Origin of the sequence: Neobacillus niacini (assembly GCF_046591715.1) — a bacterium.
Classification (GTDB): Bacteria; Bacillota; Bacilli; order Bacillales; family Cytobacillaceae; genus Neobacillus; species Neobacillus niacini_L.
Genome location: NZ_JAWVNQ010000003.1, coordinates 288,718 through 302,149, shown reverse-complemented (window position 1 = coordinate 302,149; position 13,432 = coordinate 288,718). Strand labels below are relative to the sequence as shown.

Here is a 13,432-nt window from a genome sequence, read left to right as displayed (position 1 = left end):
TACAATGTCTAGAGGTCATATTAAAAGCTATTTGAAATACTTCAGGATTGTTTCCACCGCATTGTCCTTTATTATTTGATTGCCATATTCGGACAGAATATGTGTACTTAGAATTGAAGGATTTCCGTACTCTGACAAATAGGCTGCAATTTTTTCTACTAGTGAAGCATCTAAATTATTCATAAGTAAGTAATATCGATTATTATAGAAATATAAACTGCCGCCGCTGACTTGGAGTGGTGACAAAGTATGAGATAAATCGATAACATCTTCTATACTATCGAATCGAAATAACAGGTTTTCACAGCCTTCAACTCTAACCTGCATCTCCACATAGCCATCAAATAATACTTCTTCTTCTTCAATATTTTCATCAACTGTTATAATCATAATCATTCCTTGAGCTTGTAAGGAGAAAATTTCAACTGCTACAGAGCCTTGAATCTCAACATCAAATTCCTCACTTGCCTCTTCCAGCATGTCATGGAAGAGTTGATGCCATTTAATTGAATCTTTCCAAATGTCATCTTTGGAAAGTCCCCTTTCCATTAAATCATCAGAGGTTAAAAAAATTTTAATCTTATTGACCGTTAGTCGTTCTAAGCGCATGCTCTTTTGCCCCCTGCCGTGACATAACTCTTATCCCTAGTGTATGTCAATGGCGTTGGATGGTGCTTTGTCTAAAATATCATCCGTTCCGTTAACCACATTTCCCAATCATTTACAGTTCGTCCAAGAATGAAGGGTGAAAACTGCTCCATCACAAAAGGGTCCATCTTTGTAATTGCTTCACCACAGATACCAATAGAAAAGTCCTGATGGTGCTTAGATAGCAATTCAACAAATGAAAGTGCACTTTCTAGATCATTTATTTCTTCGCATGAGAGTATCAATAAATCAGGATGAATCAAATTTAGCGTTGCCTTTAAATCCTCTTCGGAATGAAAAGAACCTATATTGATGACTTCAATTCCGCGTTTTCTTAGATAAAAGGTCAACATAAGCTTTTCAAGAGAGTTATTATCTCCTCCTTTGGGAAATGTTAGACAAACAGCTTTGTTATGATGGTGATGGGTTGGAAAGCTAAGAATAATGGAAGTAATTCTAGCCTCTAAGAATAACGTTGAATAATTCCTTTGAGCTTTCGTTATTTTTCCAGTTGAAAAAGATTCTTCAATTTTCATATAAATTTGACCAAATACATCAATAACTACTTTTTCCATTGAAAAGATACTAAACAATGAATTGATTACTTCGTTTATTTTCTCTTGTTCAAAGTGAATTAATGCTTCATACAAAGCATCACTTAAACTGATTAATGGATTTCCAAGTTTTAAATTTATTTCCTCTGAATCCATTACAGTCTGATTTTGACCCATTAAAGAGATTGCTTGACTAATGGTAAATCCCTGATTCACCTTTTTTATTAACCATTTCAGTATCTTTATGTGTTCCTCTGTATATAAACGATGTCCTGCTTCATTTCTTACTGGTGCTATCATTTGATAACGCCTTTCCCATGCTCTTAACGTTCCGGGCTGAATCCCCAGCATTAATGCAGCAGCCTTAATATTATACTTACCATCTTGTTCCGCCATGCTAATTCCCCCGTTACCGCCAAACCCATCCATTATTGTTCATTTTTAATCGTAACTAAATGGCATTGTGCTGGTGCCCCTAATCTTAGCGGCACCCCTGTGGTACCATAACCATTACTAATTAACAGCGTAGTATTTTCTAATTTTTCTACTTCGCCTTTTTTATATGGACTGTAACCTAATATATGTATTTGTCCCCCATGCGTGTGACCGCTTAACACGAGGCTGATTTTATGTTCTGGCATTATCTTGTCTGTGATTTCAGGATAATGACTTGCCAATATTTTAAAGCTATCATCCTCTGCATCTAATAATGCCAAGTCAAGTCTGTCTCTTTCTTGATGTAAGGAATCTACACCCAGTAAAGATAATTTATCACCATTTGCCGATTCAAAAATCGCTGCCGTATTATCTAGAACTTTTACTCCATAATCTAAAAGAATCGCATCTAATTTACGAAAGTCACCCTCATAATCATTATTTCCCCAAACAAAATACACGGGACCTAATTGTTTTAATTTATCAAGGTTTTTTCTTACTTTTTCAAAGGGGACCTTTTTCTCCATTAAATCTCCGCCAATAACTACAATATCTGTTTTCCCGAGCACTGCTGTGATGATATCATCGGAAATGAGACGCTTATGAATATCTGAGATAAAGAATATCGATACTGACCCAAATGACTTTGGAAAATCTTTAAACGTCAGCTCCTGATGCACTACATGATTTAGAAACGCTTGTTTCACCATATACAATATTAGACCTGCTCCCATTACCAGAAGCAAAACGATAATGTAACCCATATCTTCCCCTTTTCCATTGCTAGTGTTCTTCATAAATCATACCATATAGGTAATGAAAACCAAACAGACTAACGCTTTCCTCTTTTTTGTTTTATTCTCTTAAAAGTAAGCTGGTGAAACACCCGAAAAAGTTGCAGACTGATGAACAACACACAGAAAAGTGCAATTGAAGAAGCAAAAAATTCCAATGGATAAATAATCGGTCCAACTAAAATATCAGCAAATTGGAATGGATAAGTAATTGGGAACCATTCAAAGAATAAATACCCGCATAAAAGAATAATTAATAGCCGCCATATGATTCTAAACAAAAAAATCCCTCCCATAACATTGTATGAGAGAGATTTCATTTCTTTCCGAAGGAGATTAATTAGTCTTCCTGAATACTTAAAATACGGAAACCTTGCTCCTCAAGCTTCTTTGTAAACCGATCTATATTGTCTTTCTTTTCAACCTTCATTACAATTCGTCGAACTAATTTATCTGTCTCATCGAATGTTACGAGTGAAATAATATGTTCATGGAAGTGATGGGCAATCTCAGAAAGCCTTGCAATACGCCCCTCCGTTTCTACAGAGGTAAAAGCAATTCTAACCCCAGGGCGATTTACTCCGAAGGCGCTTTGAAAGGTGGATAGGACATCGGATCGTGTAACGACCCCGAGAAATTTACGATTTGAGTCAACCACAGCTAACAGCGGGAAGTCTTTTAAGTCAAGAAGTGTTTTTTCGAAAACTTCTTCACCCAATAAGTACTTATCTTGATGTGTAGCAATCTCGTTAACTTTAATGTTGCTTAAATAATCATCCTTCTGTTTTCCGGACAAAAAGTAACTCTCATAAATTTGATAACGAGTTACAACCCCTAGATAATTTTCCCCATGTAAAACTGGCACTCCATCAATTTCGTGGCTTTCCAATTTTTCTAGCGCTTCCGCCAATGATGTGTTTTCCTGCACGGTCACACAAGCATGATTTGGAATCATCATATTTTTTACAAACACTTCCATCACCTCTGCTGAAATTTCCTACTTCCCTATTATACTTCAACAAAACATGGAATTATCCTTTTTTTTCAAGAATCCTGTCATGAACCTTTGAAATTTTCATATTTATTAATGATGTTAATTAAGGGAGGGCTACTATGTTTACTCTATATAAAACTTGGCACCCAATCGCTAGTCCATTTGACCCCTGTAAGCCAATTCTAGAAAAAACTTACTCCACTCCCCCAAATATATATATGGGATTTCAACCACCTAATCTTCCACAATTCACACCACAAGAAGCGCTGAGAGCAGGCACTCTTTGGAAACCATTTTACGATCCCTATTTCAACCCGTTTGAAAAGGCAAAGGGGGGATTACCGAGATGAAACAAATCCCGCCTGAATATTATCAAATCATGGAACAGCTCCAGGCTGTTGACTTTGTCTTAGTAGAATTAACGTTGTATTTAGACACACACCCGGATGACCTTGAAGCAATTAAGCAATTCAATCATTATGCAAAAGAAAGAAAAACGATAAAGAAGGCATTTGAAAGTCAATTTGGTCCTCTTCAGCAGTTTGGCAACAGCTATTCTGGACATCCATGGAACTGGAATGAGCCGCCATGGCCTTGGCAAGTTTAATAGCGAAAATCACTATAGAATCTCAAGGAGGATTTTAACCAAATAATATACTGGGAGGGAGTAATCTACATGTGGATTTACGAAAAGAAGCTTCAATATCCAGTCCGTGTAAGTACTTGTAATCCTACTTTAGCTCGATATTTGGTGGAGCAATATGGCGGTGCAGATGGCGAACTTTCAGCTGCTTTACGATATTTAAACCAAAGATATTCCATACCTGATAAAGTCATTGGATTACTAACAGATATTGGTACGGAGGAATTTGCCCATTTAGAAATGATTGCCACTATGATTTATAAACTCACAAAGGATGCCACACCTGAAATGATGAAAGCAGCTGGATTAGGTGACCACTATGCGATTCATGATAATGCTCTATATTACGAAAATTCATCTGGGGTGCCTTGGACTGCTTCCTATATTCAAGCTAAAGGTGACCCAATAGCCGATCTTTATGAAGATATCGCAGCAGAAGAAAAAGCCAGGGCTACTTATCAATGGATTATTAATCTAAGCGACGACCCAGATTTAAATGATGGTTTAAGGTTCCTTCGAGAGAGAGAAATTGTACATTCCCAGCGCTTCCGTGAAGCTGTAGAGATATTGAAGGAAGAGCAGGGAAAGAAAAAGTTTTTTTAATGAGTAAAAGAAGCAGACTCAAGCTGCTTCTTATTTTTTTTCATGATACAGATTAATATCATAGGTTTTCTTCATTACTTCAAAATCAACATGGCGTTGTTTCCAATGTTCTTCCTTTTTCCATAAATCCTTACTGCGATTAACAATTTCACACCTTAATTCCTGGTATTCCTTCTCCTTTTTATCCTTTTGCTGCCTTAATACATTCATCGCCCCATATAATATGGCAGTAACAGCTAACAAACTAACATTAATAGCGTCACTAACAGATGCAGAAAACATGGCAAAGAATGAATACGAATACTGTTTAGCAATCATAAAATAGAAATAAGTAAAAAAGAGAAAAGCAAACAACAGCATAGAATAAATCGATAAATAAAGCCATCTTTTAGCGGTATCAAACTTATCCTTTCTTTTTCGGACGTTTTCTAGCATTTGTTTCGTTGCTTCATCCGTATGTTCAAGTGAACGAATTGGTTTATCCATACTATCAACACCTCATTACCATAAATATGAACTCGTCCGATCAAATATGAAAAATTCATATAAAAAAACCGATCAAAATATTGATCGGCTACTTTTTAACTGGAATTTTCAGGACCTGCCCAACTAAGATTTCATTTCCTTTTAAATTATTTGCTTTTCGGATGATTTCCTCTCCAGCCTTAGAATGATAATACTTTAATGAAATACGATAAAGATTTTCTCCGGTTTTGACCTTATGGTAAATTGTCGTTTCTTCATTAGTGCTGCTAGTCTTATCTGTATTTGGTATATTATTATTAGTTTGTTCTGAACTAGAGTCCTCAACCGGAGTTTCTGGGTCTACAGGCTGTTGAACTTCTAACACAGCTTCTTCTTCTGCAGTCGAATTTTCTTCTTTTTCATCAGCATCTTTGGTAACACTGTTACTTTCTGTTTCAGGTTTTTCAAAATTAATAACCTCATAACCAGAAGAATCACCATTGACTTTTTCTGACTTATTGCTTTTACCTTCTTCAAGATAGGAGTATGCACTAAAAATTACAATTGGAAGGAGAATAAAAAATAATACCAACATCCGTATAATCGGATACCTTACTTTCAATTTCGTTTTCTTTCTCTTTTCCCTATGAATCTGTTCTCTAGGGGGTAATTTGTCACGGCCTTCCGTTGTTTCTTCGTTAATTTTTTCAATACGCTGTTTCAGCCTCTCCGCCTGGGATCTGAAAGGTTCTTCTTTATTCATGAAACAGTCCCTCCTGTCCATCTATCTCTTTGGAGTGTTTATATCTAATATAAAGACCTAATAAAAAATCAATGATAAAATGCATAACGATTGTAAGAACTAAATTGTTACTCCATTCATACATGTAACCTATGAAGAAACTCAGAGTAACGATATTAGTAAATAAAAACCAATTAAAAAGATATCGATAATGGATGATAGCAAAAATAATACTTGCTAGAATGAGTCCGACTTTTGTTTGGATTACTCCTCGAAAAAGCAATTCTTCACTAACTGCAACTAGGGCAGCAATACATGCTATGTGAAGGACACTTTTATTCTTAAAAATTCTTTCATTTAAACCACCGTCATCATAATATGATGACGGAAGCCATTTCATTAACAGAACATCTAATACGACTACCGCAACGCCTGCCGGTACCCCAATTAACAGAATCCTCCTGTCCGAAATATCAATAGCCTTCATAAATGAAAATTGATCAAAAAATAGAAAACCTAAAACAATTGTTAGAATAAGAAGTATGATTTGGGTCATGTATAAATGAAAGAGAATCTCTCTATCAGATAAGCCTTTTATTATTTCGTTATATTTATTTTTCATTTACTCAACTCACTATTTAGTAGAATATTGGCCAGATAATCTTTCCATATTCCTTCATTCACATAGTTAGGCTCTTCTCTTTCGCCAGCTTGATAGGAATCAAGATCTATTCCACAAATATCACAGCAATTCATTAAACTTTCCTTTCGCCCAACTTCTTCAAAATAATCAATAATTAAATCTCTTCTACATGATTTAGATTTAATCCATTTTTTCAGAAATTTAATACCCTCTATCTTTACCTTTAATCTTTCATTTACAAATTCCTTAATCCTATTGCTTACCTGTTCAAGATTATGGGAACCCTGAGAGTTTTTGATGAAGTCATGAATAATACGCCATTGTACCTCAGTAAAGCCCCCTTGCTCCCTTAAATACTGGTTCTCATCTAAGAAAGTGTCATTCTGTATTCCACTGTGTACCAAATGTGAGAACAGCCAGTCAATTTGAAGTTCAGTGGGCAATTCACTTTCTGCAAGCTGGATAGGGAGCTGTTCATCCCCCGGTGAAAATAATAATATAGCAATACTAGCTTCCCCATCACGGCCGGCCCTGCCAATTTCCTGCAGATAGGATTCAATTTGCATTGGCATATGGTAATGAATGATAAATCTAATATCTTCCTTATTAACGCCCATTCCGAAGGCACTTGTTGCGCAAATCACATCGAGTTGTCCGTGAATGAATTGCTGCTGTATTAATATTCTTTGCTCCTGATCTAAACCTCCATGATAAGCCATTGCTCTCTTAATCCCCTTCTCTACTAATAGAGAAGCCATTTGTTCGGCAATCTTTTTACTCGAAAAATAAATAACTCCCGGCTTTTGTATCTGAAGTACCAATTCAATTAAACGGGATTGCTTATCATGATAATTAGGTACTTCCTCAACACAAAAAGATATATTTGGCCGGTCAATCGTTGATTCAATTTTGGTATATTTCTCTAGAGAAAGAGATTGTATAATATCCTCTCTAACCTTTTTGGTTGCAGTTGCTGTCAGGGCAAGAGTTAGTGGATTTCCAAGTTTCTTTCGATAGTCTCCCAGCTTTCCATAATCTGGTCGAAAATCGTAACCCCACTGCGAAATGCAATGTGCCTCATCAACGACAAATAAAGAGATGGTAATGGCCTGCAGCCTTTTCAAAATAATAGGCAGGCTTAACATTTCTGGCGACACAAAAATATATTTAAATTTTGCTAAATTCTTTAATACATAGCTTCGCCTATCAGGTGCAAGAAAAGAATTTAAAGCAATTACCCTTTTTTCTCCAAACTTCATTAATTGCTCGACTTGGTCCTGCATGAGTGATAACAGGGGAGAAATTATTAATATCTGTCCATCTAGACAATACCCTGGAAGTTGGTAACATAAGGATTTACCAGTACCTGTTGGGAGCATCGCAATCGTATGATTCCCTTCAAGCAAGGACGAAATCACTTCTTTTTGTCCTGTTTTAAATGTTTGATAACCAAAGTGTTTATATAAAAGTTCTTCTAATTCCATTGTCTATCACCATACTTTGCGAGAACGAGTCTTATTTGAAAGTAGGAAGCATCTTTTAGAATATTCCTAATTACTTTAAGCTGCTTGGTTGCTTCTTGTCGTGAGATTTCTAAAATTTTCTGCTGGGTTCCTTCTTCAACATAGGGATTAATAGAAAAATCCTTTATACTTAAAGCAAATTCTACAAGATGGTCTTCAATTGTACTCATTTTTAATTGACGAACTCCTGCTATCTCCTCGAGTGATAAACCCTGATTTAAAAGGACCCAGGTTTTCCTTGAAGAAAGCGTTAAGGAATCTTTATGTTCAAAATTCGCCAGAAGTGAAGAAAACATCAGATACCGGGCAGGATTTTTTTCAATGCAGTGGATTAAGTAATGAATACTATTGGTAAATTCAACATGATATTCAAGTGGACCCATATTCAACATTTTTGCTGTCTGCGTAGATGTCAATCCAATTTGTTGATATCCCGTTAACCTATAAACCAATACAGAAGGATTAATGTCCTTGGCTTGTTCATAAACATCCACTAATTCAGTATAGAGAGTCTCCCCCAGCTTCCGTTTAGGTATCGGGGTAGATCTTAAATAGTCCTTTAACCAGCTATGAACATCCGTACTTTTTTGAATAGGAATGTATTTCGTTTCTTGGTATGTTATATTTGAAGCTACTTGAACGAGAAGAGACAGTCTTTCCCATACTAACCATGTATTAGGTTGATACTCCCATCCGTTAATATAGGTTGGCTGTGGATGCTGTGACAAGTATGCATGTCCTTTGGAGGTAAGTATAAATCTTTGATCCCCAGAGGTTTTCACCATTTTTCTTTCAAGTAAGTTGTTGAAAATTCCATCAAACTCTTCACGAGTTAATGGTTCGAGAATACGAAAGTATCTTTTAAGTGAAAATAAATGTGCATCCTGAAGTGTTTGTGATGATTTTTTTCCATTTAATAGGTGAAAAATGGAATAGATGGTTCTTTCACCGTTCAGTTGTTTCAAACAATATAATAAAATGTTGTCTATTTCACACATTCCATTCCACCACTTTTGATTAAAATCGACAAAATCGCCTATTTTTCTATCCTTATTCTATCATGAAAGTGATGGATATGTTGCTAAAAAATGTGGAAGATTAGGGAATCAAAATCCTATAGAGTATTTTTCTATTGAAAAGTTACTCATACAGTTTTACAATAGGAATGAGTAATGCGTTTCCATCTTATATGGAATAAGTAAGTTATTTTATTGGGAGGTTTTTTTTTCATGGCAAAGTACACGATTGTTGACAAGGAAACTTGCATTGCATGCGGAGCATGTGGAGCAGCAGCACCAGACATTTACGATTATGATGATGAGGGTATTGCATTCGTAACTCTTGATGATAACGAGGGTATTGTTGAAATCCCTGATGTTTTAGTTGATGACATGATGGATGCTTTCGAAGGCTGTCCAACTGACTCAATTAAAGTTGCTGACGAACCATTTGACGGCAATCCAACTAAATTCGAATAATATTTTGTCATTAAAATATTGTTAAGCTGCTACCCCCGCCAAAAGCGGGGGTTTCTTCATTTTCACACAAAAAATAAAGAAACCAGGCTGTACCTAGTTTCTTATACTCCATTATTATGCACTTTTTACAATGATTAATTTATTAATCCATGACTGCATCCTGATGAATAGCAGCATAAATATAGAAGACATGATTATGCCTTTAATAATATTAAATGGTAAAATCGCTGGAACCACTAAATTACGCATGTCAGGGAACTTCAACAGCGAGGTATAGGCTGGTAAAATAAATAAGTAATTTAAGATGCTCATCATTACCGCCATAATTAGTGTTCCTGCAACCAACGCAATGGTCATTCCTTTTCGAGTTCTCATTTTGTTGTATACGTAGTAGACAGGCAGTACAAAAAGAATACCTGCAAGGAAATTAGCAATATGACCAACTGGAATTCCCGTTGCACTTCCAGTCGCAATATAATTAAGTGCATTCTTGAAAAACTCAACTAATATTCCTGCAACAGGTCCAAAAATTAAAGCTGCGATTAATGCTGGAATATCGCTAAAATCAATAAATAAGAAATTTGGAAATGGCGGAAGCGGGAAGTTAATCAGCATTAAAAGATATGCGATACTGCTCAGCATTCCAATTGAAACAATTGCTTTGACACTCATTTTTTTCTTCATTTTCTTTTCCTCTCTCCTTTTTGATCCATCAAGTTAGGAAGAGAGGTTCACAAGCGATAAGGTGTCCTATTAAAAATAAAAAACCTCAAGAAATTCTCTTGAGGGAGTTTTACAAAGGCACGCTTAATAAACGTTCACTATACCAGCATTTTTTGAACGTCGCAAGAACCTCCATCTTCTCCCATCCAGACTATACTGTCGGCTTTGGAATCACACCAAATCCTGCCATAAAGGCTCGCGGGCTCAAGAGATAACTCTAATACCGCCGATCGGGAATTTCACCCTGCCCCGAAGATAGATCGATATTTAATTACTTCTTTATTATACTAGTAAGTATTTATTTTGAAAAGAAAAAAACACTAACCGATTGTGACGGTTAGTGCAACCATATTTATTTTTGAATGACTAAAACTTGTTCAGGCATGATTAGATCTGACTTTAGCTGATTAACTTCTTTAAGTTGAGCAACGGATAAATTACTTTTTAGTGCAATCGAGGTTAATGTATCTCCTGCTTGTACAATATAATGGGCCTTTTCTCCTTTTACATATGTACTTGCTGTTAGACTACTCTGATTGCTTGCCCGTCCGCCTTTTACTGCCACGCCAACCTCAGTATGTCCAAGCAGCGTTTCTGGGTCTATGGCATTTTTCTTATCAAATGTCCACTCAACCTGATGACTTTCAAAATGAAGATGAACACCTGTAGATTCACCAGTTCTTCCCATCATCCCAATTCTATCTCCCTGTTTAATCTTTTGCCCCGTACTTACAAGCCGCTTATTTAAATGGGCATATACGGTGACATAATTATTTGGGTGCTTAATAAATATGACATTTCCATATGTCTTTGAATAATAGGATTTGCCTACAACTCCATCCTCTACAGCGATAACAGGAGTATTCAAACTCCCTGCAATATCAATTCCCTTATGTGTCCCACGCCTTGTTCCATATGTATCAGATATGACACCGTCTGCGGGCCATATCCATCCAGCTTGTATCTCTTTTGAATCTTGCATACTCGCTTCCGTCTGCTTTCCTCCTAAAAATAATAAGCTGACACAAAGCGCCATAATTGCGGCAATTAAAAGCCGCCTTATGTAGTCTCGCATTTGACTGTTTTCCTCCTTACTCTTGTCCTCTCCTCCACACACCATATGTCTGCCTATTGCCAATTAGAACATATAGTTGGAGCAGAGGTGTTAAGCATACTTGTTATAATTTGGAGAGAAATGTTATTTTATTCATAAAAGTTAAGAAAAGTGTAAGACACTAAGCTAATCAAAAAAAAGATTAACCTTATAACGGTCAATCTTTTTCGTTATTTATTATTCGATTGGGCGGTTATTAGGCGCCAACGGAACCTTGATTTCCTTGGATAAATCAAATGGTCCTATGTGCTCAAAAGGAGCGTTTACTACCATAATTGTCTCAATCCCAAATTCTTTAGCCGTTAATAAAATGGCTTCAAAGGAATATAGCACTGCAGGGGTATTCTCTATCTGCGTGTTCTCATCCATAGTAATAATTAATTTGCTATCTTGAATAGAGAATTCTTTCATCTGAAAGGATGGGCCTATGGAAGCTTCTAAACCACCTTGTGGTTGATTCGTCTTCATCGCTTCGAAAGCTGAATTTAAATCCTGAAACGTATCCTTAGAAGGGACGAGGTAGGTGGTTTCCATACCATCAGGAGTATAGAGGAAATATCCGTGCTCACGTTCTGAAATGACATCCAATTCATCCATAACACCATAATTACCAAATTCTATTCCAGGCTGGCCATTTGTCTGAAGTTTAATCGAATTCACTTGACTATTCGAAGCGATTGTCTTCTGTAATATATCTAGAAAAATCATTTCACCTGTAGAACCTTGCCCATATTTATGGTCGGCGGGCACATTGACAATGACGGTATTAGTGGATTGATCCAATTCAAACGTCGCATTTAGAGGATAATAATCCGCTAATCCCCATTCCTCTTCTTTTAATAACCCCATTGATTCAGTAAGCATAGTCAGCCAATCCTTATTATCATCTGAAGGAACAACAATTGAAACAGGGATTAGAATTTGTGCCTGTGAATCAGGGATCCAATAAGTGAGTACCATTCCGTTTCCTATTTCATCCTCGTATAAAGCACTTTTGCTCATTTTGGTCATCAACATGTTAGATTTTGCACCTGAGGTGCCGTCTTCTTCTTTATTCAGAGTGGATGATCGATCGTCCGAAAGGCTAATCTTTTCTTCACTTTGAGATTTTTCCTGTTTTGCGCTATCAAAAGTCTGTGTTCCTTCAAAGAACCTAGGTACTAATATGAAAAAAAGGAGTAAAGCTGCTGCAGCTGCAAAACCGGGAATAAGCCACGCAGGTCTTCTTCTCTTTTTAATAGAAAGATTTTGGTATATGTCACGAGGATTGCGATGGTCTTCTATTTTGGGCATTTGCCTAAGTAATTCTTCGAGCTGCTTATCGCTCCACTCTGACTTCTTCACTCTCTAATCCCTCCTTATCATGAAATTTTTCCATATGCTTTTTCAATACCTTCAAAGCACGATGTTGTGTCGTTTTCACTTTACTTTCCGTCCAATCCAAGGCATGTGCCGTTTCTGTAATAGATAAATCATTTAAATAACGCAATATGATAACAGAACGTTGATCAACAGTGCAATAATCTAAGCATTGATAGATCCATTTTATTTCTTCTTTTTGGATCGTAATTTCTTCTGGAATCGGATATTCATCCTTTATCTGACTGGAGGACCAATCAAATTTTTCAAGCAGTCTGCCTTTCCATCCCTTTTGCTTACGAAAAGAATCAATAGCAACATTTCGTGCGATAGAGAATAGCCATGTTTTTTCACTGCTTTTTCCTTCAAAACGATGATAGGATTTAAAAACCCGTATATATACTTCTTGGACTAAATCCTCTGCCTGTTCTTTGTTCCTTACCATATAAAATAAAAATTGAAAAACGTCATGATGATATTTTTGATATAGCTCTTCGAAAACGGAGTCCATCCATTCCCCTCCCCGTTCATATAATTAGTCGATATTTATGTACAAAAAGTTTCACATTTTAAATATAGACTTTTTATCCTTAAAAGTGAAGGTAAAACAAAAAACTCACCATTGTTGATGAGTTTATCATTATAGAAGTATTTCATTTTGTACAAAAAGTATCAGCTCTTAAATGTTTCCCGTGAATCAAGAGAAATCGCCAA

The 13,432-nt window shown here is 36.2% G+C and carries 18 protein-coding genes and 1 riboswitch; of the genes, 4 read left to right on the top strand and 14 right to left on the bottom strand.

All coding sequences use genetic code 11. The features are described from left to right. Positions 1-27: 27 nt before the first annotated feature. From SFC47_RS11395 to SFC47_RS11375, 5 genes are all read right to left on the bottom strand, one after another. Positions 28-609 (bottom strand): genetic competence negative regulator, encoded by a 582-nt coding sequence (locus SFC47_RS11395; protein WP_411254391.1) that lies wholly within the window; start codon positions 607-609, stop codon positions 28-30. A 71-nt stretch (positions 610-680) separates the two neighbouring features. Further along, positions 681-1,598 (bottom strand): MerR family transcriptional regulator, encoded by a 918-nt coding sequence (locus tag SFC47_RS11390; RefSeq protein ID WP_411254390.1) that lies wholly within the window; start codon positions 1,596-1,598, stop codon positions 681-683. 32 nt (positions 1,599-1,630) lie between these two features. Continuing rightward, positions 1,631-2,401, bottom strand: coding sequence for a metallophosphoesterase (locus SFC47_RS11385; RefSeq protein ID WP_411254566.1), 771 nt, complete (start codon positions 2,399-2,401; stop codon positions 1,631-1,633). 68 nt (positions 2,402-2,469) lie between these two features. Further along, the gene (locus SFC47_RS11380; RefSeq protein WP_411254389.1) at positions 2,470-2,712 is read right to left on the bottom strand and encodes a hypothetical protein; all 243 of its coding nucleotides are present in this window, start codon (positions 2,710-2,712) and stop codon (positions 2,470-2,472) included. Between the two features lie 59 nt (positions 2,713-2,771). After that, the gene (locus SFC47_RS11375; protein WP_411254388.1) at positions 2,772-3,404 is read right to left on the bottom strand and encodes a CBS domain-containing protein; all 633 of its coding nucleotides are present in this window, start codon (positions 3,402-3,404) and stop codon (positions 2,772-2,774) included. A 140-nt stretch (positions 3,405-3,544) separates the two neighbouring features. Here SFC47_RS11375 and SFC47_RS11370 point away from each other — a divergent pair, with 140 nt between their 5' ends. From SFC47_RS11370 to SFC47_RS11360, 3 genes are all read left to right on the top strand, one after another. After that, positions 3,545-3,775 carry a spore coat associated protein CotJA gene (locus tag SFC47_RS11370; RefSeq protein ID WP_411254387.1) on the top strand — a complete coding sequence of 77 codons (231 nt, stop codon included), beginning with the start codon at positions 3,545-3,547 and terminating at the stop codon, positions 3,773-3,775. Next, positions 3,772-4,032 (top strand): spore coat protein CotJB, encoded by a 261-nt coding sequence (locus SFC47_RS11365; protein WP_411254386.1) that lies wholly within the window; start codon positions 3,772-3,774, stop codon positions 4,030-4,032. The genes SFC47_RS11370 and SFC47_RS11365 overlap by 4 nt, the downstream gene beginning before the upstream one ends. A 69-nt stretch (positions 4,033-4,101) precedes the next feature. Next, positions 4,102-4,671 carry a manganese catalase family protein gene (locus SFC47_RS11360; protein ID WP_411254385.1) on the top strand — a complete coding sequence of 190 codons (570 nt, stop codon included), beginning with the start codon at positions 4,102-4,104 and terminating at the stop codon, positions 4,669-4,671. A 30-nt stretch (positions 4,672-4,701) separates the two neighbouring features. Here SFC47_RS11360 and SFC47_RS11355 read toward each other — a convergent pair whose 3' ends face one another. The 5 genes from SFC47_RS11355 to SFC47_RS11335 form a co-directional block, all read right to left on the bottom strand. After that, positions 4,702-5,157 carry a DUF2663 family protein gene (locus SFC47_RS11355; RefSeq protein WP_411254384.1) on the bottom strand — a complete coding sequence of 152 codons (456 nt, stop codon included), beginning with the start codon at positions 5,155-5,157 and terminating at the stop codon, positions 4,702-4,704. Between the two features lie 88 nt (positions 5,158-5,245). Continuing rightward, positions 5,246-5,899: a LysM peptidoglycan-binding domain-containing protein gene (locus SFC47_RS11350; RefSeq protein WP_411254383.1), complete on the bottom strand. Its 654-nt coding sequence runs from the start codon at positions 5,897-5,899 to the stop codon at positions 5,246-5,248. Then, positions 5,892-6,500: a CPBP family intramembrane glutamic endopeptidase gene (locus SFC47_RS11345; RefSeq protein WP_411254382.1), complete on the bottom strand. Its 609-nt coding sequence runs from the start codon at positions 6,498-6,500 to the stop codon at positions 5,892-5,894. Before SFC47_RS11345 ends, SFC47_RS11350 begins: the two co-directional genes overlap by 8 nt. Further along, positions 6,497-8,005 carry a RecQ family ATP-dependent DNA helicase gene (locus SFC47_RS11340; protein WP_411254381.1) on the bottom strand — a complete coding sequence of 503 codons (1,509 nt, stop codon included), beginning with the start codon at positions 8,003-8,005 and terminating at the stop codon, positions 6,497-6,499. The genes SFC47_RS11345 and SFC47_RS11340 overlap by 4 nt, the downstream gene beginning before the upstream one ends. Then, positions 7,996-9,009, bottom strand: a complete 1,014-nt coding sequence (locus tag SFC47_RS11335; RefSeq protein ID WP_411254380.1) for a YpbB family protein — start codon at positions 9,007-9,009, stop codon at positions 7,996-7,998. Before SFC47_RS11335 ends, SFC47_RS11340 begins: the two co-directional genes overlap by 10 nt. Before the next feature lie 264 nt (positions 9,010-9,273). On the opposite strand from SFC47_RS11335, the gene SFC47_RS11330 reads away from it, so the two are divergent. After that, a complete protein-coding gene (locus SFC47_RS11330; RefSeq protein WP_223591608.1) occupies positions 9,274-9,522 on the top strand; it encodes a ferredoxin in 249 nt (82 codons plus the stop codon). A 114-nt stretch (positions 9,523-9,636) separates the two neighbouring features. Here SFC47_RS11330 and SFC47_RS11325 read toward each other — a convergent pair whose 3' ends face one another. The 4 genes from SFC47_RS11325 to sigX form a co-directional block, all read right to left on the bottom strand. Beyond that, entirely contained in the window at positions 9,637-10,206 is a 570-nt protein-coding gene (locus tag SFC47_RS11325) for an ECF transporter S component (RefSeq protein ID WP_411254379.1), read from the bottom strand. Between the two features lie 169 nt (positions 10,207-10,375). Beyond that, positions 10,376-10,506: riboswitch (FMN riboswitch) on the bottom strand. 91 nt (positions 10,507-10,597) lie between these two features. Next, positions 10,598-11,320, bottom strand: a complete 723-nt coding sequence (locus SFC47_RS11320) for a peptidoglycan DD-metalloendopeptidase family protein (protein ID WP_411254378.1) — start codon at positions 11,318-11,320, stop codon at positions 10,598-10,600. A 216-nt stretch (positions 11,321-11,536) separates the two neighbouring features. Beyond that, complete coding sequence (locus SFC47_RS11315) at positions 11,537-12,703, bottom strand: hypothetical protein (RefSeq protein WP_411254377.1); 1,167 nt, start codon at positions 12,701-12,703, stop codon at positions 11,537-11,539. Then, positions 12,678-13,229, bottom strand: coding sequence for an RNA polymerase sigma factor SigX (gene sigX, locus SFC47_RS11310; protein ID WP_411254376.1), 552 nt, complete (start codon positions 13,227-13,229; stop codon positions 12,678-12,680). The genes SFC47_RS11315 and sigX overlap by 26 nt, the downstream gene beginning before the upstream one ends. Positions 13,230-13,432 lie beyond the last annotated feature (203 nt).